This window comes from Pseudonocardia sp. P-1, assembly GCF_058111925.1.
Genome location: NZ_CM176614.1, coordinates 3,329,406 through 3,350,007, shown reverse-complemented (window position 1 = coordinate 3,350,007; position 20,602 = coordinate 3,329,406). Strand labels below are relative to the sequence as shown.

Genomic DNA, 20,602 nt, shown 5'->3' with positions numbered 1-20,602 from the left:
CAGGAACAGGACCGCAGCAGGCTAGCCCGCCGTCGTCGCCACCGGGCCCGTTCCGGTCAGGCCGCGGCGGCCGAGTCGTCCGGGCGCCGGTGATAGCTGTCCACATAGGTCTGCCCGGACAGGTCTGCGATGGCGTCCATGATCTCGTCGGTGACCGCGCGCCGGATCGCCGGAGCGCCCTCCAGTCCCTCGTAGCGGCTGAACTCCAGCGGCCGCCCGAAGCGGATCTCGACCCGGGCCAGGCGCGGGAACAGCCGTCCGATCGGCTGCACGCGCTCGGTCCCGATCAGGCCGACGGGCACGACGACCGCCCCCGTCGACAGCGCCAGCGACGCGACGCCGGTGTGGCCGCGGTGCAGCTTGCCGTCGAGGGAGCGGGTGCCCTCCGGGTAGATGCCGAAGGCACCGCCGCGATCCAGGACCTTGCGTCCCGCGGCGAGCGCGGCGAGGCCGGCGCGGGCGTTGGACCGGTCGACCGGGATGTAGCCGAGGGCGCCGAGGAAGGCGGCCATTAGGCGTCCGCGCAGACCACGGCCGGTGAAGTACTCGGCCTTGCCGAGGAAGGCGACCGTGCGCGGGGCGACGAGCGGGATAAACGCCGTGTCGACGGCCGCGCGGTGGTTCGCCGCGAGGATCACCGGTCCGGTGGCCGGGATGCGGTCCGCGCCGCGCACGCGGGGCCGCCACACAAGCCGGACGAGTGGCGCGAGGACGTAGCGGATGAACAGCTGCACCGTGAACCCCGATCAGTGAGCGACGTCCACAACTCCGTGCAGGGGGGACCGACGTCCCGGCGCCGAACGAGGCCCGATTCTGCTCCGTGACCGGCCCGTGACGGAAGCCCTTCCGCCCGTTCAGTCCCCGTGAGGATCGGTGAGCTGCCCGCGCAACGCACGCAGCGCCTCGCTGCGGGTCATCCCGGTCGCCTGCAACAGGTCGACGGCGATCGAGCGGACCTGGGCGACCAGCACGGGCGCCGAGACCGCGGGCGCCGCGGCCGGCTGCCGTTCCGCCGGCCGGGCGACGACCGCACCGGGGTCGGCGAGGACCGGTGCGTGCTGCACGGCCTCCAGGATCGGGCCGCGCGCCTTCTCGCGGTCGCCGTCCTGCCCGAGCTCCCCGATCAGCGCCTCGACGGAGACGGCGAGCTCGGTGATCGCGTCCGGCAGACCGGGCGGGACCGGTTCGCCGTCCTCGATCGCGGTCATCGCGCGCCGGGCGAGCACCCGGGCGTTGCGGTGGGCGTAGTCGGCCCGCTCGGCGAGCGTCCGGTAGCGGCGCAGCATGGCCCGGCGCGGCCGGTGCATCGGTGAGACCGTCACGACCTCGCCCGCTGAGCTGACCGCCGTGCGCAGCTCGTCGATGACGGCCTGGGTGTCGCGGGCCCGGGCCAGCGCTCGCGACGCGCTCTCCCGGTCGCCCTCGCGCAGCGCCGTCGCGGTCTCGGTGAGCACGGTGACGAGGTCGTCGAGCACCCGGCGGGCGACCCGGTGCACGATCCGGACCGGGTGCGCGGGGATGACGGCGGCGACCAGGATCCCGGCGAGGCCGCCGATCAGGGCGTCGATGCAGCGGTCGATCCCACCGGTCTCGGTGGGCGGGAGCAGCGTCGTCACCAGCACCGCGGACACCGCGGCCTGGTTGACGAACAGGGTCCCGCCGTCGGTGAACACCGCGATGACCAGCGCGAGCGCGACGACGAGCACCAGCTGCCAGAGTCCGCTGCCGATCTGCGCGATCAGCAGGTCGCCGACCAGGACACCGATGCTCACCCCGACGACGAGCTCGGCCGTGCGGCGCAGCCGCGAGTTCAGCGACATGCCCAGGCTGAGCACCGCCGCGATCGGTGCGAAGAACGGCCGCGTGTGACCGACCAGGTCACCGGCCACCCAGAGGGCGAGGCCGGCGGCCATGGAGCACTGCAGGATCGGCAGCCACGACGCGCGGACTCGCCGGGCACCGGCCCGGCCGCGTGAGCGGACCCGGTCCCACGCGGCCACCGGCGTCAGGACACGCCGAGGGCGGCGAGCGCCTCCGGGTCCGAGTCGTTGATCAGGGTGCGCAGGCGCTCGACCTCGGGGGCCTCCCCGATCGCCGTGGCGGCGCGCAGCAGCGCGCCGCACGACCGCAGGAAGCCCTGGTTCGGCTCGTGCGACCACGGCACCGGACCGAAGCCCTTCCAGCCGTTGCGGCGCAGCTGGTCCAGGCCGCGGTGGTAGCCGGTGCGGGCGTAGGCGTAGGCGGCGACGGTCTCCCCGGCGTCGAGGGCGCGCTCGGCGAGCACCGCCCAGGCGATCGACGACGACGGCGACCCCGCCGCCACCTCCGACGGGTCCTTGCCCGCGGTCAGGTCCGCCGCGGCGGGGTCGACCGGGAGGCGCGTGTCGTCGGGCTCGAGCAGGTTGCCGTGCAGACTCATGCCGCCATCCTGGCGCGCGCCCACCGGTCGTCGCCAACCGGTGGGCACACGACGAGGATCCGGAGGAGGACTCAGAGGGCCTTGCCGGCGGACTTCAGCGACTCGCACGCCTCGATGACGCGCTCGCTCATCCCGACCTCGGCCTTCTTCAGGTACGAGCGCGGGTCGTAGACCTTCTTGTTGCCGACCTCGCCGTCGATCTTGAGCACGCCGTCGTAGTTGGCGAACATGTGCGACACGATCGGCCGGGTGAAGGCGTACTGGGTGTCGGTGTCGACGTTCATCTTCACGACGCCGTAGCCCAGAGCCTCGTGGATCTCCTCGAGCAGCGAGCCGGACCCGCCGTGGAAGACCAGGTCGAACGGCTTGGCGCCGGCGTCGAGCCCCAGCTTCTGCACGGCCACCTCCTGGCCCTGCTTGAGGATCTCCGGGCGGAGCTTGACGTTGCCCGGCTTGTAGACGCCGTGCACGTTGCCGAAGGTCGCGGCCAGCAGGTAACGGCCCTTGTCGCCGGAGCCGAGGACCTCGACGGTGCGCTCGTAGTCACCGGGGGCGGTGTAGAGCTTGTCGTTGATGTCGTTCGCGACACCGTCCTCCTCGCCGCCGACGACGCCGATCTCGACCTCGAGGATGATCTTCGCCTTGGCCGCCTGCTCCAGCAGCTCGGCCGCGATCTTCAGGTTCTCCTCGAGCTCGACCGCGGAGCCGTCCCACATGTGCGACTGGAACAGCGGGTTCTGCCCCTTGTCCACGCGCTCCTGGCTGATCGCGATCAGCGGACGCACGAACGAGTCCAGCTTGTCCTTGGGGCAGTGGTCGGTGTGCAGCGCGATGTTGACCGGGTACTTGTCCGCGACGACGTGCGCGAACTCGGCGAGGCCGACCGAGCCGGTGACCATGTCCTTCACCCGGGTGCCGGACAGGAACTCCGCGCCACCGGTCGAGACCTGCACGATGCCGTCGGAGCCCGCCTCCGCGAACCCGCGCAGCGCCGCGTTGAGGGTCTCGGTGCTGGTCACGTTGATCGCCGGGTAGGCGAACTCGCCGCTCTTGGCGTTGTCCAGCATCTGGTTGTAGATCTCGGGCGTGGCGATGGGCACGGGGCCTGCCTCCTCGTCGTCGGCGGTCGCTGCTCCGCGCAGCGCTCCTTGTCTCCGGGTGAGTATCACGTACCCGCGGGGAAGGGGGAGCCATCGTCTGCCATGGGCCTGGTCTCACCACGGGCGACGCCGTCGACCGCTGCACCGGGTAATGCTGCGGAGCCTGTCGGTGGTGGTCGCTAGTGTGGTGGGTGTGGAGGAGGAGCGCGCCGAGAACGCCGTCGACCGGACGCTGGGCCGGTTGCGCGCCATCGACAGCCGACCGGCGCCCGCGGGCACCGGGCCGCACCCGTTCGCCCCGGGCACGGCGGCGGCCCCGGTCGACGGGCCGGGTGGTTCCGGGGCCCGGCAGGGCCCGGAGACACCCCTGACGCTGGCCGACCTCTACCGCGACCACCGCCTGCGGCTCATGCGCCTCGCGATGCTGCTGGTGGACATCCCGGCCACCGCGGAGGACGTGGTGCAGGAGGCGTTCACCGGCCTGCACCGGCACTGGACCGGCCTGCGGGACGAGACGGCCGCCGTCGCCTACCTGCGTGCGGCCGTGGTGAACGGGTCCCGGTCGGTGCTGCGGCGCCGTCGCACGGCACGCGAGTACGTGCCGCCGCACGCGGCGAACGCCCGCTCCGCGGAGTCGCTGGCCATGCTGTCCGCCGAGCACCAGTCGGTCGTCGACGCGCTGGGCCAGCTCCCGCCGCGCCAGCGCGAGGTGCTCGTCCTGCGCTACTACGGCGGGCTGACCGAGTCCGAGATCTCCGAGGCCGCCGGGATGAGCCGGGGCACGGTGAAGTCGACCGCCAGCCGCGCGCTCGACGCCGTCGCCCGGATCATGGCCGAGCGCGCCGGTACCGAGGCCGTCCGGCGTCCGGGGGAGCTGCGATGACCGGCCCCCAGCCGCCGCAGCCCGGCCACGACGACGCCGCCCGCCGGATCGGCGAGGCGCTGCAGGCGCAGGCCCGCGGGCGCCCGATGCCGCAGCGTCCCGCGGCGGGCCCCGCCCCCGTGCCGCCACGCGTCCCCGGCCGGCTCCCGCCGCCGGTCCCGCGTCCCGGGCCGCCCCCGCAGCGCCGGCCGCAGCAGGCCCCGGCACCGGAGCCCGCCCGGTCGGCGACCGGCCAGATCGTCTGGGCCGCGGTGATCGCGCTGCTCCTCGGCGCCCTGCTCGGCGGGGGTCTCGCGCTGGTCTCGGTGCTCCTGCCGGGGGCGCTGCCCGCCCTCGGCTGAGCCGCTCACAGCACCCCCACAGCGACGGCCACGTCGATCCACATCACCCGGCCGGTACCGTTTCCCGACGTGACGGTTCTCGCCGCGACGCAGACGCTCGCCCTCGGTCCCGACTGGCTCGACCCGGCGGTGATCATCGAGTCCCTGGGTCCGTGGGCCCTGGTGGGCGTCGCTGCGATCGTCTTCGCGGAGTGCGGGCTGCTGCTCGGGTTCTTCCTCCCGGGCGACTCGCTGCTGTTCACCGCGGGCCTGTTCGTCGCGCAGGGCGCGATCGGCGTGCCGCTGTGGCTGGTCTGCCTGGTGCTGGTGGTGTCCGCCTTCGCCGGCAACGCCGTCGGCTACGGCATCGGCTACCGCGCCGGCCCGGCGATCTTCGACAAGCCGAAGTCGAAGCTGTTCAACCCCAAGCACGTCGAGAAGACCCACGAGTTCTTCGAGAAGTACGGCAACCGGGCCATCGTCCTCGGCCGCTTCGTGCCGATCGTGCGGACCTTCATCACCGTGAGCGCCGGCGTCGCGCGGATGGACCCGAGGCGCTACCTGACGTACTCGCTGATCGGCGGCGTCGCGTGGGCGGCCGGCGTGACGGTGCTGGGCTACTTCCTCGGCCAGTTCGCGTTCGTCCGCGAGCACATCGACCTGATCCTCATCGCGATCGTGCTGATCTCCGTGCTGCCGATCGTGTTCGAGGTGCTGCGGGCGCGGGCCGCGTCCAGGCGCGGGGGCCCCGCCGGCCCGGTCGACGGCGTCGCGGGCGCCGCGACCGGTGCGGCCGTGGCGACCGTCGGTGGGACCGCACCGGAGCGCGAGGACGACCCGGCCGCCGTCACCATGCGGATGCCCGCCGTCGGTGACGGCCCGGTCCCGCAGGGTCCGCCCTCCGCGCAGCCCGGCCCGCAGCCGGGTCGCGCCCCGCGGTCGCCCTACGCCGGTCCCGGCCCGCAGCCGGGCGGGTACGGCCCCGACGGCGCCGTACCCGGGCGCCCGCAGCCCGGCGCCGTGGAGCCGCCGTACCGCCACACCACCGGCCGCCCCGCCATGCCGCCCCGGCACGGCAACTGATCACCAGGCGTCGGACAGGTCCGCGTGCTCGCGGATCCAGCTGTGCATCACGATGCCGGACGCGACGCCGGCGTTGACCGAGCGCGTCGAGCCGAACTGGGCGATCGACACGACCAGGTCCGCGGCGTCGCACAGCTCCGGTGACAGCCCGGGGCCCTCGGCGCCGAACACGAGCACGCAGTCCCGCGGCAGCGACGTGGCCTCCAGCCGGACCGCGCCCGCGACGTTGTCCACCGCGACCACGGCCAGGCCGTGCTCCCGGGCGAACGCGACGAGACCGTGCGAGTCGGCGTGGTGGTGCAGCCGCAGGTAGCGGTCGGTGACCATCGCGCCGCGGCGGTTCCACCGGCGTCGCCCGACGACGTGCACGCCGGCGACCCCGAAGGCGTTCGCCGTGCGCACCACCGTGCCGATGTTGTGGTCGTGCCCGAGGTTCTCGATCGCCACGTGGAACGGGTGCGCCCGGCCTGCCAGGTCCGCCGCGACGGCTTCGCGGCGCCAGTAGCGGTAGCGGTCGACGACGTTGCGCCGGTCACCGTGCTCCAGCAGCTCCGGGTCCCACTGGTCGCCCTGCGGCCACGGCCCGGCCCACGGGCCGACCCCGACCTGGCCGGGGACCGACCACTCGCTGGGCCCGGGCTCGCTCATCCCAGCTGCAGGTCCGCCAGCCCCAGCAGCGCGCGGTACGGCACGCCCTCGGCCTCGACGGCCTGCCGGGCGCCGGTGTCGCGGTCGACGACGGTGCACACCCCGACGACGTCGGCGCCGGCCCGGAGTACCGACCGGACCGCGGTCAGGACCGAGCCGCCGGTGGTGGAGGTGTCCTCGACGACCAGCACCGGGCGGCCGGTGATGTCCGGGCCCTCGATGAGCCGCTGCATGCCGTGCTTCTTGGTCTCCTTGCGGACGACGAAGGCGTCGACCGGGTCGGTGTCCGGCTCGGCCGCCGCCGCGTGCAGCACCGCCGTCGCGACCGGGTCCGCGCCGAGCGTCAGCCCGCCGACCGATCGGTAGGTCCAGTCCGTGGTGAGCTCGCGCAGCAGCCGTCCGATCAGCGGGGACGCCTCGTGGTGCAGCGTGACGCGGCGCAGGTCGATGTAGTAGTCGGCCTCCGCACCGGAGGAGAGCGTGACCCGCTCGTGGACGACGGCGATCTCCCGGACCAGCGCGGCGAGGCGGGAGCGGTCGGTGTGTGCGGAGCTCATGTGCGATCCCTGTCGAACGTCGCCGTGATGCGTCGCAGCAGGCCCCGGGGCAGCACCCCGGTCACCCCCACGATCGCCTTGTACTGCCTGGAGGGCACGGAGACGACCCGGCCCCGGTCGAGGTCGGCGAGTGCCTCGTCGACGACCTGGGAGGCCTCCAGCCACAGCGGGCCGCGGCGGGCGCCGACGTCGATGCCGGCCCGCTCGTGGAACTCGGTGCGCACGTAGCCGGGGCACAGCACCATCGCGCGCACCCCGGTGCCCTGCAGCGACGCCGCGACGCCCTCGGTGAAGGAGATGACCCACGCCTTGTCGGCCGGGTAGGTGGAGCCGCGCCCGGCCAGGAAGCCCGCGACGCTCGCGACGTTCAGCACCGCTCCAGTGCCGCGGTCGACCATCCCGGGCAGCGCGGCCCGGGTCAGCTCCAGCACGGCGGCCACGTTCACCTGCAGCTGGCGGGCCAGGTCGGCGGCGTCGTTCTCCAGGAAGGAGGCGCCGAGCGCGAGCCCGGCATTGTTGACGAGCAGGTCGACCGGCGCGACGTCGGGGTCGGCGAGGCGGCGCACGACCCGGGCCCGCTGGTCCGGGTCCGACAGGTCGGCGGGCAGCACCTCGACGGCGACACCGAGGTCGCGGTAGCGCTGCGCGGCGGTCCGGAGGCGGTCGGCGTCGCGCGCCACGAGCACGAGGTCGCGGCCGTCGGCGGCGAGCCGATCGGCGAACGCGGCCCCGATCCCCGACGACGCGCCCGTGATCATGACGGAGGGCACGCGGGGAGCGTAGTGCGTCCGCACCCGACCGGCGCAGGCGCGACGGTTACCGACGGGTCGGGTGTGACCCGTGCGACAGAGGTGTGCGACGACCTCGTGAGACGGGCCGCTCTCGCGTGCCGGTGCACCATGAAGCCTTTACCGTCGAGACCATGACGTCCGAGGCGCTGCCGATCCAGCGGCCGGTCGATCCCGCTTCCCCCGGCACCTCCGACGTGCCGAGCGGCCCGTCGCCCCGTCATTCGAGGGTCGCCGTCGTGGGGGCGGGGTTCACCGGACTCGCCGTGGGCCTGGCCCTGCTACGGCGGGGTGTGCACGACTTCGTCCTGCTGGAGCGGGCGGACGACGTCGGCGGGGTGTGGCGCGACAACACCTACCCCGGGGTCGGCGTCGACACGCCGTCGCCGCTGTACCAGCTGCGCGCCATGACCAACCCGGACTGGAGCGACCTCTACGCGCCCGGCCACGAGGTGCAGGACTACGCCCGGCGCCTGGCCCGCTCGACCGGCCTGCTCGACCACGTCCGCTTCGACGCCGACGTGCTCTCCGCCCGCTGGGACCCCGCGGACGCCCGCTGGCGGATCGCGACGCCGTCCGGGGAGTTCACCGCGAACGTGCTGGTCAGCGCGGCCGGTCTGGTCGCGGACCCGAAGCTGCCCGACGTCGAGGGCCTCGCCGACTTCCCGGGCCCGGTGTTCCACTCGGCCCGCTGGGACCACGGGACCGACCTCACCGGCTCGCGCGTCGCGGTCGTCGGGACGGGGGCGACGGCGATCCAGCTCGTCCCCGAGCTGCAGCCGCGCGTCACCGAGCTGCACGTCCTGCAGCGCACCCCGGCCTGGATCCTGCCCAAGCCCGAGCGGCCCGTCGGCGAGCGCACCCGTCGCGCGCTGGCGGCGAACCCGCTGCTGTGCCGGATGCAGTTCGACGTCATCTACGTCGGCGCCGAGCTGCTCGCCGCGACCCGTCGCTCGCGGCTGCTGCGCGAGACACTCACCCGGGTCGGCCGCAGGCATCTCGCCGCCCAGACGCCCGACCCGCGGCTGCGCGCGCGGCTGACCCCCGACTTCGACTACGCCTGCAAGCGGCCGCTGGTCTCGAACGACTACCTGCCCGCGATGAGCGCGCCGAACACGACGCTGCACACCGGTGGGCTCGCCCGGGTCGAGGGGCGGACCGTCGTCTCCGGCGACGGAAGCCGCGCGGAGGTCGACGCGATCGTGCTGACCACCGGGTTCGAGGTCGGCGCGACCGCTCCGATCGCGCGCCGCATCCACGACGCCCACGGCAGGACGCTGCACGACCACTGGGGCGCCTACCCGCGCGCCTACCTGGGGATGAGCTACCCCGGCTTCCCGAACCTGTTCCTCATGCAGGGTCCGAACGCGACCAGCGGGGCCAGCTCGACGCTGCTGTTCTCCGAGGCCCAGGCCCGCTACGTCGCCGACGCCGTGTGCCGGATGGCGGCCGAGGGCATCCGCGCGCTCGACGTGAAGCCCGCCGTCGAGGAGCGCTGGACGCGGCGGATCCGGCGCCGCTCGGCCCGCACCGTGTACGAGACCGGCGGCTGCGCGAGCTACTACCAGAACGACGAGGGCGTCAACGTCGTCATGTGGCCGGCCAACACCGCGGAGTACCAGCTGCGGACCCGCCGGTTCCGGCTGTCGCCGTTCGACGTCGAGCGGGGCCGGGCCGGTGCCGGGCGCCCGCTGCACCCGTTGCGCCCGGTCCGGCTCGCCGCGACGGCCTGACTCACCCGCGGGCCGCGGCCCCCCAGTCGGCGACCTCGCCGAGCAGGCGCTGCACGGCCTCGTCGTCGAGGAACGACGAGGTGATCGAGTTGGCGGCCAGCGTGCGGAGCTGGTCGTCGGTGAAGCCGAGGCCCTCGCGGACCGCGGCGTAGTTCGCGTCGGCGTAGCCGCCGAAGTAGGCGGGGTCGTCGGAGTGCACCGACACGTTCAGCCCCGCCGCCAGCATCTCCGGCAGCGGGTGCAGCCCGATGCCGGGCACGCAGGCGAGCCGGACGTTGGACAGCGGGCAGACCGTCAGCGGGGTGCGGTCACGGACCAGGCGGGCGACGAGGGCGTCGTCCTCGATCGCACGGATGCCGTGGTCGACGCGCAGCACGCCCAGCTCGTCGAGGGCCTCGGTCACGTAGCCCGCCGGGCCCTCCTCTCCCGCGTGCGCGACCGGCTTGAGACCCAGCCCGCGGGCCCGCTCGAACACCGAGGTGAACTTCGACGGCGGGTGCCCGACCTCGGCCGAGTCGAGCCCGACCCCGACGATCCGGTCCAGGTACGGCTCCGCCGCCCGCAGGGTCTCCTCCGCCTCGGCGGCCGACCGGTCGCGCAGGAAACAGAGGATCAGCCCGGCGGAGACGTCGTCGGCGTGGTGCTCGATCGCGTCGGTGAGCCCGCCGATCACGTCGCCGATCGCGACGCCGCGGGCGGTGTGCGCCTGCGGGTCGAAGAACATCTCGACGTGCCGGACCCCCTGCTCCGGGCAGGTCCGCAGGTACGCCGACGCGAGCGCGGCGAAGTCGTCGCGGGTCCGCAGGACGGCCATGTTCGCGTAGTAGACGTCCAGGAAGGACTGCAGGTCGGTGAAGTCGTAGGCCGCCCGCAGCTCCTCCACCGAGGCGTACGGCAGCGCGGCGTCGTGCCGCCGGGCCAGCTCGAACACGGTCTCGGGTTCGAGCGTGCCCTCGATGTGCAGGTGCAGCTCGGCCTTCGGCAGCGGCGGGGTCCCGGTGGTCGTCACCGGGACATCATCCCGTGCCGTCCCGCGCGGTCAGGAGCTGGTGATCGTCGACGTCATGTAGGCCGAGACCTGGTGGCCACGGGAGCGGTCACGGGCCGCGGCGCTCGCGCGGGCGCGCTGCGCCGCGGTGCGCACCGGACCGGCCGCCCAGTGCCGCCCGCAGTCCCCGGCGGCGACGACGGCGCGCCCCGCGCCCGGGCGGGAGGGCAGGTCCGGCAGCCGGGACGGCTCCCGGTGCCCGGCACCGCCGAGCAGCTCCTCGGGCGTGGCGGACGGGGCGGCCGGGATCGCAGCGGCCGGGGTGGCGACGGCCGCCGCGCCGGTGGGCTCCCAGGTCGCGTCGGCGAACAGCTCGACGCCGCGCCGGGCCGCACGGACGCCCGCGGCGACGGCGCGCCGGGCCGGGCCCGGACGGGCCGGGCCGCTCTGCGGGGCGCTCACGACGAGGCCGGCGTCGAGGTCGTCGAGCACCGCGTCGGCGGCGTCGGCGGTCCACTCCGGCCGGTCGTCGCCGCGAACGGCGACGACGTGCACGTCGCCGGTCAGGGTCGGGGCGAGCGAGGTGACGAACGAGACCGCCCACGCGGCCGACCGCTCGTCCCCGCCGATCGCGACGATCCCGCCGGTGCCGCGACGCAGCATGCCGGGCAGCGCGGCGTGGGTGAGGCGCATCGTCGCCGTCATGCCGAGGTCGACGCTCGCCCGCCCGCCGTCCGGTGCGGCGCCGGCCGCGTCGGCGAGCGCGTCGTGCACGAGGACGTCGACGGCCGGGGCGTCCGGTCCGGCGAGGAAGGCCTCGAGCCGGAACAGGCCGTGCCGGGTGCCGAGATCCGCGAGGAGGACGTCGGCGCGGATCCCGTACCGGGCGGCGAGCTCCCGGGCGGTGGGGGCGACCCGCTCGGGGTCGCGGGTGACGAGCAGGAGGTCGTGTCCGCGCGCGGCCAGTCGGTCGGCCAGAGCCGCGCCGAGACCCGTACCGCCGCCGGTGATGAGAGCCATAGCCACACGATCAGGCTAGCGGTACCCGTTCGGCTTAACGCGTTCGGGTGGTCACATCGCGTTGCGGTGGATCAACGCTGCGTAGATATCCGCAGATCAGGACTCGATCGCGGGACGACGGGCGTGCAGCCCCTCCTCCAGAGCGGTGGCCACCTCGGCCAGATCGGCGAGCAGGTCCTGCATCCGATCGGCGGAGATGCCGACGGGCGCGGCGGCCAGCACCCAGGCGTCCTCGGCCCAGAGGAGCTCGACGTCCTCGCCGACCGCGTCGCTGGCGTCGGCGACGCGCGGGGTCAGCAGCGGGCGGACGGCGTCGGCGTCGCTGACGAAGGCGTAGCGCTCACCGACCGGCTCGAGCAGGTCGAGGCCGGCGTCGTCGGGCAGCGGGGCCGACGGCAGCCGCAGCTCGACGGCGGCGGGCAGCGACTCGTGCACCTGCACCGCGCAGAGCACCGAGCTGATGCGGCCGGCCTGCTCGTGGTCGAACGCGTAGGCCTTGCGCGGGCCGTCCGGGGTGGGGACGTCGCCCGAGACCAGGTTGCGGGCCACACCGGGGCCGCCCTGGTGGATCGTCCCGTAGCGCCAGCGGCTGGGCAGGACGGGATCGGACTCGAGGTACTCCCACTCCCGCATGGACGCCCAGCGACGGCGGTCCCGCGTCGCGCCCCCGCGGAACCGGTCGAACAGCAGCAGACCGACACCGACGACGATCGCGACGAGGGCGATGACGAACCAGACCGACATGCCGGGCAGCGTAGTCCCGACGGGCCCCGTGGAGTGGTAGCGCCACGGCTCCGGACGTGCACGTTCGTCGCGGATCAGCCGGCCGGCGCCGTCGGGACGGGCCCGTCCCACTCCGCAACGGTCTCGCGGGCGGACGCCTGCTGTTTCTGGCTCTCGACGACGGCGTCGAGGGCGACGGCGCCCGCGGACTCCGCACGCGAGGCACGGACCGCGTTCGACGGCGAACGCGTCTGCAGGCTCTGCCCGATCCGGGTGGCGGTGCCCGCGGCGTCCTCCAGCATCCGGAGGATCTCCTCGAGCCGGGCGACCAGCGTGCGGGCGAACTGCACGATCTCGAGGACGACGGCGGGGACCGTCACCGCCCCGGCGCCGGCCGTGGCGACGGTGACCGCGGTGGCCAGGACGATCCTGGACAGGATGGAACCCAGGAAGTCCGCGATGGCGTCGCGGATCAGTGCCCGCTCGGTCCCGACGAGGACCCCCGAGTCCAGGACCAGCCCGGCCAGCTCCCGGGTGTCACCGGCCAGCTCCCGCAGGCTCGTCACCTGCCGGGTGGCGGCGGCGAGGTAGGCCCCGGCCGCGGCACCGGTCCAGACGGCCGGGACGTCGGTGATCGCCCGGTCCAGCTCCTCGGCCCGGCCCTCCAGGTGCCGGGACAACCGGGCCCAGCCGTCGGCCCGTTCCCCGATCTGCTTCCCGTCGCCGCACAGGACGTCGAGCACCTCACGCAGGACCTCGATGTGCTCCATCGCCCAGCCGGCGACCGCCGAGCCCAGGGTGGCCACCGGGTCCTGGACGACGCTGACGTGGTCCAGCGCCAGCGCGGCTCCGGCCGAGACGATGCCCAGGCCGTCCTGCCCGTCGACGGCCTTGCCCATGTCGTGGAAGGACGAGGCGATGCCCGCGCCCTCGAACCGGTTGTCGACGAGGTCCTCGGCGGTGGGCGGCGGCGCGTCGAACAGGTGCGGGGTCGGCGCGCTCACGATCCGCTCCGGCCGGGTGACGGACCGACGTCGACTGCGCAGACCTCGGCGGTCAGGTCGGCGTCGAAGGTCCGGTACGACGCGGCGGACTCGGCGAGGTCGCCCGCCACCCTCGCCAGCGCCTCGGCCCCTCGGGCCACCTGCCGTGCGCCGATCGTGGTCGGCGCCAGCAGCGCACCCGTCAGGACCGTGCCGAGCACGCCGTAGGCGTCCGGGGAGAGGTCCGTCCAGCGTGGCACCGCGGCCGCCGTCGCCTCGGCCAGCGCGGACACCCGGCGCGAGTGGTCGGACAGTCTCGTCGGGTCGACGGAGAAACCGCCGGTGTCCGTCACCGCCCGGCCCCCGTCAGCGGTGCCATGATCGCCTCCACCTGCGCCGCCGCGTCCGCCGCGGCCTCCCGGCTCAGCCGCAGCACCGTCTCGGCGAGCCGGGCCCGCGGCATCTCCTCAGCGCGCACGCCGAGCTGCAGGTCGGTGAGGCTCCCCGACGGGTCGACGGTGACCACGACCGCACCGTCGCGGGTGCGTGCGGTCGCGGTCACCGTCGCGACCCGGTCCCGGGCCTGCTCGGCCCGGACCCGGATCGACTCGATGCGGGTGCGGTACTCGTCCAGCCAGGTCCGTCCGGCGTGCGGCTGCTCGGCGGTGAAGTGCTCCATGGGCCCCGACGATGACGTGCACCGCCGGGGCCCACGGGCGAACCGGTGGATCAGTTCGCGATCGCGACCGCCGGGTCGGCCGCCCCGGCCGCCTTGCCCACGACCAGGCCGCCGGTCCCGCCGTCGGCCGACGGGTCCAGGTCGACCCGGACCGTGTCGCCCTCGCGGACGCCGCCGGACAGCAGCTCGCGGGCGAGCTGGTCGCCGATCGCGGACTGCACCAGCCTGCGCAGCGGGCGCGCGCCGTAGACCGGGTCGAACCCGTTCATGGCGAGCCACTCGCGGGCCGCGTCGGAGACCTCCAGCGACAGCCGCCGCTTGGCCAGCCGGCGCCCCAGCACCCCGACCTGGATGTCGACGATGTGGGTCAGCTCCTCGGTCGACAGCGCGTGGAACACCACGACGTCGTCGAGCCGGTTGAGGAACTCCGGCTTGAAGTGCGACCGGACGACCGCCATGACGGCGTCCGTACGCCCCTTCTCGTCCAGGGACGGGTCGGCGATGGCCTGGCTGCCCAGGTTGGACGTCAGCACCAGGATCGTGCTGCGGAAGTCCACTGTGCGGCCCTGGCCGTCGGTGAGACGGCCGTCGTCGAGCACCTGCAGGAGTGTGTCGAAGACGTCCGGGTGGGCCTTCTCGACCTCGTCGAGCAGCACGACGCTGTAGGGCCGCCGCCGCACCGCCTCGGTGAGCTGACCGCCCTGGTCGTAGCCGACGTAGCCGGGAGGGGCACCGACGAGGCGGGCCACCGAGTGCTTCTCGGAGTACTCGCTCATGTCGATGCGGATCATCGCCCGCTCGTCGTCGAACAGGAACTCCGCGAGCGCCTTGGCCAGCTCGGTCTTGCCGACGCCGGTGGGCCCGAGGAACAGGAACGAGCCGGTCGGCCGGTTCTCGTCCGCGACGCCGGCACGCGCCCGGCGCACCGCGTCGGACACCACGCGGACGGCCTCGGACTGGCCGACGACCCGGTGGCCGAGCTCGTCCTCCATGCGCAGGAGCTTGGCGGTCTCACCCTCCAGCATCCGGCCGGCGGGCACGCCGGTCCAGGAGCTGACGACGTCGGCGACGTCGTCCGGGCCGACCTCCTCCTTGAGCATCACGTCCTCGGCGCGCTCGACCGTCTCGGTGGCGGCGGCGAGCTCCTTCTCCAGCTGCGGGATGCGCCCGTAGCGCAGCTCCGCGGCCCGGCCCAGGTCGCCGTCGCGCTCGGCCCGCTCGGACTCGCCGCGCAGCTGCTCCAGCTGCTCCTTGAGCTCGCGGGTGACGTCGATGGCGCTCTTCTCGTTCTGCCAGCGCGCGGTCAGCGCGGCCAGCTCCTCGCGCTTCTCGGCCAGCTCGGCGCGCAGGGCCACCAGCCGGTCCTTCGACGCCGCGTCGACCTCCTTGTCGAGCGCCATCTCCTCGATCTCCAGGCGGCGGACGGCCCGTTCCACGGTGTCGATCTCCACCGGGCGCGAGTCGATCTCCATCCGGAGCCGGGAGGCGGCCTCGTCGACGAGGTCGATGGCCTTGTCCGGGAGGAACCGGGCGGTGATGTAGCGGTCCGACAGGGCGGCCGCGGCGACCAGGGCGGCGTCGGTGATGCGGACGCCGTGGTGCACCTCGTAGCGCTCCTTGAGCCCGCGCAGGATGCCGACGGTGTCCTCGACGGACGGCTCGCCGACCAGCACCTGCTGGAAGCGACGCTCCAGCGCCGGGTCCTTCTCGATGTGCTGGCGGTACTCGTCGAGCGTGGTCGCGCCGACCATCCGCAGCTCACCGCGGGCGAGCATCGGCTTGATCATGTTGCCGGCGTCCATCGCGCCCTCGCCGGACGCGCCCGCACCGACGATCGTGTGCAGCTCGTCGATGAAGGTGACGACCTCGCCCGCGGAGTCGGTGATCTCCTTCAGGACGGCCTTGAGACGCTCCTCGAACTCGCCGCGGTACTTCGCACCGGCCACCATCGACCCCAGGTCGAGGGAGACGACGCGCTTGCCGCGCAGCGACTCGGGGACGTCACCGGCCACGATGCGCTGGGCCAGGCCCTCGACGATCGCGGTCTTGCCGACGCCCGGCTCCCCGATCAGCACCGGGTTGTTCTTGGTGCGCCGCGACAGCACCTGGACGACGCGGCGGATCTCGGTGTCCCGGCCGATGACCGGGTCGAGCTCGCCCTCGCGCGCCCGGGCGGTCAGGTCCTGGCCGTACTTCTCCAGGGCCTGGTAGCTGCCCTCGGGGTCCGGGCTGGTCACCCGGGCCGAGCCGCGGACCTTGCCGAACGCCTCGCGCAGCGCGTCCGGCGTGGCGCCGTGACGCCCCAGCAGCTGGGCGACCGGGCCCCCGGAGCGCGCGAGGCCGACGAGCAGGTGCTCGGTGGAGACGTACTCGTCGCCCATCTCGGTGGCGAGCTGCTGCGCCGCGGTGATCGCGGCCAGTGCGTCCCGGGACAGCTGCGGCGCGCTCACCGACGACCCCGACGCCGACGGCAGCCGGTTGCCCAGCGCGGTCAGCTCGGATCGGACGGCGGCCGCGTCCGCCCCGACGGCGGCCAGCAGCGGCGCGGCGATGCCGTCGCCCTGGGCCAGCAGGGCGCCCAGCAGGTGGGTGGGCCCGACGTCGGGGTTCCCGGCCAGCGTCGCGGCCTGGACGGCGGCGGAGATGGCCTGCTGGGTACGGGTGGTGGGGTTGAAGGAGTCCATGCTCCGCGTTCCTCCCGGTCCTTCTGAGGTCGATGGTCTGTGGATGGGGAGCGGCACCCCGGGCCGCTGCTCCACAGTCTGCCCGGCCGGTGCGCCTCTCGACAGGGTCAACCGCAGAAAAGTTGAGTCCATTCCGCTCAACACCGGAAAGTTCCCGGGAACGACCTCGGCCCGCCCGGAGTGATCCGGACGGGCCGAGGGTGGAACGGGTACGACGATCAGCGCTCGCTGTTGTCGATCACCGTGACGCGGTTGTCGTTGTCGCTGAAGTTGTCGTTCGCGTTGTCCCGGACGTTGTCGTTCAGGAAGTCGCTGCAGTTGCCGGCCTGGCCGATGTTCGAGCCGGCGACCGGGGCCTGCGCCAGGGCGTTGAGCGAGCCCTCGGTGACGATCTTGCCCTTGGCGTCGGCGTCGCCGCCCTCGAAGGCGCAGGCCTTCGCCGGAGCGCCGTGGTGCTCGCCCTTGTCGTGGCCGTAGTCGCCCGCGAAGGCGAACGGCGCGGCCGCGGCCAGCGTGGCGGCGGTACCGGCGACGACGAGGCCGAGCTTCTTCTTCGACAGCATGTCTGACTTCTCCTGTGGTGTATCCGATACAGGACGACGCGAACGGCACCCGGAGCCCGTGGGTGTCGCCTGCCGTCCGACCGCCCGGGGGTTCGACCGAGCGTGCTCGATCGGTGACGGTCTGCTGCTGTCAACGACCAGGGTCGACCCGAGTCACGGCTCTCGGTTCACTCGATCGGAGTATCCTCTGGTGCGCAACCGTCGCCCCAGGTCAGCGGCCGTGCGGGCGGCGCCGGAGCGTCCGTGAGGCCCCCGCGCCGAGGTGCGTCGTGCTCGGGAACCGGCGACGCGAGGGCCGCGGCACCCGCGGCTCGGTCCCCTTGGCGCCGAAGAAGTCGCCGCCCTTGCGGGCCGGGTCGTCGGTCCCCCAGGCGCGCCGCTGCGTCACCCGCTCCATCCGCGGGATGTGCTTGCGGCAGTGGATGTAGGCCTCCTCCACGTCCACCACCACCCAGCGCTCGGCGCGGCGGCCGGCGGCGTGGTCGCGCGCGTGCCCGGGGTAGGTGGTGCGGAAGGCGTCGTCGTCCATGATCCGGGCCCGGCCGTTGACGTGCAGCCCGATCAGCGACTCGGTGAAGTCGACCATCAGCATCCCGACGTGCGGGTTCTCCACCAGGTTGCCGAGGCTGGCGTACACGCCGTTGCCCCGGTACTCGGGGTAGGCCAGCGTGTACGGGTCCAGCACGTGCAGGAAACCGGGCGGGCCGGCCCGCAGCGAGCTGTCGCACTCGCCGTGCGCGTCGGACGTCGCGACGAAGGCCATCTCCATCCGTCCGACGAACTCGATCATCCGCGGCAGCAGCCGGTCGCGGAGCTGGTCGTCGTAGAACCGGCCGGCACGGGCGGAGCTGCCCACCTCGGCCTGCAACGTGTGCTCACCCGCGGAGCCGGGCCGGTGCGGCCCGTCCGGGACCTGCGGGGCGTCGGACACGCCGCGCTCCGGGGGCGCGGGGACGACCACCGGCGGCGTGGCCGGACGGTCCCGTCCGGGCAGGACGACGGCGGGGATTCGCAACGGCACAGGACAACCGTGCCATCCGGCGCGGCCAGGACCAAACGATCACGGCTCCGACCGGCCGGGGACACGCCACGTCGGCATTCCCCGCGATGGGCGCTATCCTGACCACGGCGCCACCCACGCCATGACGAGTGACCGCCGTCCCCGAACGGATGATGAGTGACAATGCGTACCCGCTCACCACACACTGGTGAGTCGGTCGGCGTACGCCGTTCCGGCGGATGGAGTCTCTCGCGTACCCTAACCGGCGGAACGCGGGCGGCAACGCCCGGTGTCACCGCGGCACGGAGCACGACCGAGGAGAGTGTCCGCCAGGCATGACTGCTGACCAGCTGATCGCCGGCGACGTCGCCCCGCCGCGACGCCCCGCCTCGGAGGCGGAGCGCACCGTCGAGCTCATCCGGACCAGCTTCGCCCTCGTCGAGCCGCAGGCCGAGGACATCGGCAAGCACTTCTACGCCACGCTGTTCAGCCATGCGCCCGAGACGCGTGACCTGTTCCCCGTGAACATGGAGGTGCAGCGCAGCCGGCTGCTGCGCGCCCTCGTGCACGTGGTGCAGATGGTCGACCAGCCCGACGACCTCGTCCCGTTCCTGCAGCAGCTCGGTCGCGACCACCGCAAGTTCGGCGTGCTGTCCCAGCACTACGACGCGGTCGGCGCCGCCCTGCTCTCGGCGATCGCCACGTTCGCGGGCGAGAACTGGACCCCGGAGATCGAGAAGGCCTGGACCGGCGCGTACGGGATCGTCGCGGACGCGATGCAGCAGGCCGCCGCGGCCGAGCGCGGGCCCGCGTCCTGGCTGGGCCGGGTCGTGGAGCACCGCCGGATCGGCTGGGACCTGGCCGTGGTCACCGTCGCGACCGACCAGCCGGTGCCCTACCAGGCCGGCCAGTACGTCTCGGTGGAGACACCGCACCGACCGCGGCTGTGGCGCTACCTGTCCCCGGCCAACGCGCCGCGTCGCGACGGGACGATCCAGTTCCACGTCCGCGCGGTCGAGGGCGGCTGGGTCAGCCGCGCGATCGTCGCGCACAGCCGGGTCGGCGAGACCTGGCGGATCGGCCCGCCCATGGGCCGGATGGCCGTCCCGCAGAACACCCGTCGCGAGCTGCTGATGGTGGCCGGCGGCACCGGCGTCGCCCCGATGAAGGCGCTGCTCGACGAGGTCGGCCGGCGCCCCCAGCCGCCGCGCACCCAGGTGTTCGTCGGCGGCCGCACATGGGACGACCTGTACGACTTCACCTCGCTGCGCAAGCTGTCCTACAACTACCCGTGGCTCGACGTCATCCCGGTCGTCGAGTACGAGGACGAGCCGTCCGGGGCCGAGACCGGCACCCTGGCCGACGTCGTGACCCGGTTCGGCGCCTGGAGCGACCACGACGTCCTGGTCTGCGGGTCGCCGTCGATGATCCGCTCCACGGTGTCGCGGATGCTGGTCGCGGGCACGCCGCTCGACCGCATCACCTACGACCCGTTCACGATGGACTGAGCAGGCCCGTACGCCACGACGGCCGCCCTCCCGCGCCGGGAGGGCGGCCGTCGTCGTCGCGGGGCCCGGTCAGAAGGCCTCGGTGGTACGCACCGACAGCACGTGCAGCTCCCGGCTGCCGGTGAACGCGTCGCGCCCGTGCAGGAAGCGGTAGTTGTCGAGGACCAGCAGGTCCCCGCTCTCCAGCCGGAACCGTGGTGCGGCCTCGAACGCGGTGGCGAGCACGTCGGCGTAGGACTCGATGTGCGCGAGGTGGGTGTCCCAGTACGGCTCGCGCGGCACCGGCAGCGCGTAGTCGCTCGCTCGGACCGCACGCCGGCCACCACGGGTGTGCTCGATCATCCGGCGCAGCAGCGGGGTCGACGGCACACCGCGCGGCGGGTTCGTCCGACTGCCGAAGAAGTCCACGTCGCAGCCGGTCAGGAACCCGTGCAGCGACGGGTGCTCCGCGGCGATCCGCTCGGCGAGCGCATAGCCGTCGACGAGCACCGAGTCGCCCCCGGACGGCGCCGGGGAGGTGCAGTGCATGAACAGGAAGTCCTCGTCGGGGTCGCGCAGCCGTACGGTGCGGCCGTGCACGTCGGCCTCGAGGAACGCGCCGTCGTTGTGCAGGCCGAGGACCGGCGAGTCGGTCCCGCCCTGTGGCCGGATGCCGAACAGCTCGCGCAGCCGCCCACCGAGCAGGGTGGCTGCGGCGACGACCATCGCCTCCGGGTCCGGGCCCGCGCCGGGGATCCGGACGACGCCGTCGCGGGCCAGCACCTCCCGGGCCTCGCCGAGCGCCGCCGCGCGGGGCACGACCCCGGTCTCGTCCACCAGGCTCTTGAGCTCCGGTCGCGCCTCGCCCCTGCGCCGTCCGTCGGTTCCGGTCATCGCCACGACGTACCTCCTGCCGTTCATCCGTACTCGCAGCAGTCTGGCAG

Annotated in this window: 22 protein-coding genes; 5 read left to right on the top strand and 17 right to left on the bottom strand. The window is 73.9% G+C overall.

Translation table 11 applies throughout. The features are described from left to right. Positions 1-56: 56 nt before the first annotated feature. From AC0GKK_RS16420 to fbaA, 4 genes are all read right to left on the bottom strand, one after another. On the bottom strand, positions 57-734 hold the full coding sequence (locus AC0GKK_RS16420) for a lysophospholipid acyltransferase family protein (protein ID WP_489882015.1): 678 nt from the start codon (positions 732-734) through the stop codon (positions 57-59). Positions 735-854: 120 nt separating this feature from the next. Next, entirely contained in the window at positions 855-2,000 is a 1,146-nt protein-coding gene (locus tag AC0GKK_RS16415) for an FUSC family protein (protein WP_489882014.1), read from the bottom strand. Between the two features lie 5 nt (positions 2,001-2,005). After that, positions 2,006-2,419 carry a DUF3151 domain-containing protein gene (locus AC0GKK_RS16410; RefSeq protein WP_251783410.1) on the bottom strand — a complete coding sequence of 138 codons (414 nt, stop codon included), beginning with the start codon at positions 2,417-2,419 and terminating at the stop codon, positions 2,006-2,008. A 71-nt stretch (positions 2,420-2,490) separates the two neighbouring features. Further along, positions 2,491-3,519 carry a class II fructose-bisphosphate aldolase gene (gene fbaA / locus AC0GKK_RS16405; protein WP_062398779.1) on the bottom strand — a complete coding sequence of 343 codons (1,029 nt, stop codon included), beginning with the start codon at positions 3,517-3,519 and terminating at the stop codon, positions 2,491-2,493. Between the two features lie 151 nt (positions 3,520-3,670). Here fbaA and AC0GKK_RS16400 point away from each other — a divergent pair, with 151 nt between their 5' ends. The 3 genes from AC0GKK_RS16400 to AC0GKK_RS16390 all read left to right on the top strand — a co-directional run bounded on the left by AC0GKK_RS16400 (position 3,671) and on the right by AC0GKK_RS16390 (position 5,805). Continuing rightward, positions 3,671-4,402, top strand: coding sequence for an RNA polymerase sigma factor (locus AC0GKK_RS16400; protein WP_083474417.1), 732 nt, complete (start codon positions 3,671-3,673; stop codon positions 4,400-4,402). Beyond that, on the top strand, positions 4,399-4,743 hold the full coding sequence (locus tag AC0GKK_RS16395; RefSeq protein WP_073576040.1) for a hypothetical protein: 345 nt from the start codon (positions 4,399-4,401) through the stop codon (positions 4,741-4,743). The genes AC0GKK_RS16400 and AC0GKK_RS16395 overlap by 4 nt, the downstream gene beginning before the upstream one ends. A 69-nt stretch (positions 4,744-4,812) precedes the next feature. Continuing rightward, a complete protein-coding gene (locus tag AC0GKK_RS16390) occupies positions 4,813-5,805 on the top strand; it encodes a DedA family protein (RefSeq protein WP_489882013.1) in 993 nt (330 codons plus the stop codon). Here AC0GKK_RS16390 and AC0GKK_RS16385 read toward each other — a convergent pair whose 3' ends face one another. The 3 genes from AC0GKK_RS16385 to AC0GKK_RS16375 are packed head-to-tail and all read right to left on the bottom strand — an operon-like array spanning position 5,806 to position 7,780. After that, positions 5,806-6,453, bottom strand: coding sequence for a TrmH family RNA methyltransferase (locus AC0GKK_RS16385; protein ID WP_405420952.1), 648 nt, complete (start codon positions 6,451-6,453; stop codon positions 5,806-5,808). It lies immediately after the preceding gene. Continuing rightward, on the bottom strand, positions 6,450-7,010 hold the full coding sequence (gene pyrE, locus AC0GKK_RS16380; protein ID WP_489882012.1) for an orotate phosphoribosyltransferase: 561 nt from the start codon (positions 7,008-7,010) through the stop codon (positions 6,450-6,452). Before pyrE ends, AC0GKK_RS16385 begins: the two co-directional genes overlap by 4 nt. Continuing rightward, positions 7,007-7,780 carry an SDR family NAD(P)-dependent oxidoreductase gene (locus AC0GKK_RS16375; protein WP_482638592.1) on the bottom strand — a complete coding sequence of 258 codons (774 nt, stop codon included), beginning with the start codon at positions 7,778-7,780 and terminating at the stop codon, positions 7,007-7,009. The genes pyrE and AC0GKK_RS16375 overlap by 4 nt, the downstream gene beginning before the upstream one ends. A 152-nt stretch (positions 7,781-7,932) precedes the next feature. Here AC0GKK_RS16375 and AC0GKK_RS16370 point away from each other — a divergent pair, with 152 nt between their 5' ends. Further along, complete coding sequence (locus tag AC0GKK_RS16370) at positions 7,933-9,531, top strand: flavin-containing monooxygenase (RefSeq protein ID WP_489882011.1); 1,599 nt, start codon at positions 7,933-7,935, stop codon at positions 9,529-9,531. A gap of 1 nt (position 9,532) precedes the next feature. Here AC0GKK_RS16370 and AC0GKK_RS16365 read toward each other — a convergent pair whose 3' ends face one another. The 9 genes from AC0GKK_RS16365 to AC0GKK_RS16325 all read right to left on the bottom strand — a co-directional run bounded on the left by AC0GKK_RS16365 (position 9,533) and on the right by AC0GKK_RS16325 (position 18,192). Then, positions 9,533-10,540 (bottom strand): adenosine deaminase, encoded by a 1,008-nt coding sequence (locus AC0GKK_RS16365; RefSeq protein ID WP_489882010.1) that lies wholly within the window; start codon positions 10,538-10,540, stop codon positions 9,533-9,535. Positions 10,541-10,570: 30 nt separating this feature from the next. Next, a complete protein-coding gene (locus AC0GKK_RS16360; RefSeq protein ID WP_476653105.1) occupies positions 10,571-11,539 on the bottom strand; it encodes an SDR family NAD(P)-dependent oxidoreductase in 969 nt (322 codons plus the stop codon). Between the two features lie 96 nt (positions 11,540-11,635). Beyond that, the gene (locus AC0GKK_RS16355; protein ID WP_062403935.1) at positions 11,636-12,283 is read right to left on the bottom strand and encodes a type III secretion system chaperone family protein; all 648 of its coding nucleotides are present in this window, start codon (positions 12,281-12,283) and stop codon (positions 11,636-11,638) included. 74 nt (positions 12,284-12,357) lie between these two features. Beyond that, positions 12,358-13,266, bottom strand: a complete 909-nt coding sequence (locus AC0GKK_RS16350) for a PPE domain-containing protein (RefSeq protein ID WP_489882009.1) — start codon at positions 13,264-13,266, stop codon at positions 12,358-12,360. Further along, positions 13,263-13,598, bottom strand: coding sequence for a hypothetical protein (locus AC0GKK_RS16345; RefSeq protein ID WP_405420939.1), 336 nt, complete (start codon positions 13,596-13,598; stop codon positions 13,263-13,265). Before AC0GKK_RS16345 ends, AC0GKK_RS16350 begins: the two co-directional genes overlap by 4 nt. After that, positions 13,595-13,924, bottom strand: a complete 330-nt coding sequence (locus AC0GKK_RS16340) for a YbaB/EbfC family nucleoid-associated protein (RefSeq protein WP_062398799.1) — start codon at positions 13,922-13,924, stop codon at positions 13,595-13,597. Before AC0GKK_RS16340 ends, AC0GKK_RS16345 begins: the two co-directional genes overlap by 4 nt. Positions 13,925-13,974: 50 nt before the next feature. Further along, positions 13,975-16,608: an ATP-dependent chaperone ClpB gene (gene clpB / locus AC0GKK_RS16335; protein ID WP_405420936.1), complete on the bottom strand. Its 2,634-nt coding sequence runs from the start codon at positions 16,606-16,608 to the stop codon at positions 13,975-13,977. A 218-nt stretch (positions 16,609-16,826) separates the two neighbouring features. Beyond that, positions 16,827-17,171: a hypothetical protein gene (locus tag AC0GKK_RS16330; protein ID WP_062398803.1), complete on the bottom strand. Its 345-nt coding sequence runs from the start codon at positions 17,169-17,171 to the stop codon at positions 16,827-16,829. Positions 17,172-17,382: 211 nt separating this feature from the next. Then, positions 17,383-18,192 (bottom strand): pyridoxamine 5'-phosphate oxidase family protein, encoded by an 810-nt coding sequence (locus AC0GKK_RS16325; RefSeq protein WP_073576050.1) that lies wholly within the window; start codon positions 18,190-18,192, stop codon positions 17,383-17,385. A gap of 314 nt (positions 18,193-18,506) precedes the next feature. Between AC0GKK_RS16325 and AC0GKK_RS16320 the strand changes: the two genes are divergently transcribed. Further along, a complete protein-coding gene (locus tag AC0GKK_RS16320) occupies positions 18,507-19,679 on the top strand; it encodes a globin domain-containing protein (RefSeq protein ID WP_208822279.1) in 1,173 nt (390 codons plus the stop codon). 69 nt (positions 19,680-19,748) lie between these two features. Here the strand turns inward: AC0GKK_RS16320 and AC0GKK_RS16315 are convergent, their stop codons facing one another. Beyond that, complete coding sequence (locus tag AC0GKK_RS16315; protein WP_208822281.1) at positions 19,749-20,552, bottom strand: TauD/TfdA family dioxygenase; 804 nt, start codon at positions 20,550-20,552, stop codon at positions 19,749-19,751. Positions 20,553-20,602 lie beyond the last annotated feature (50 nt).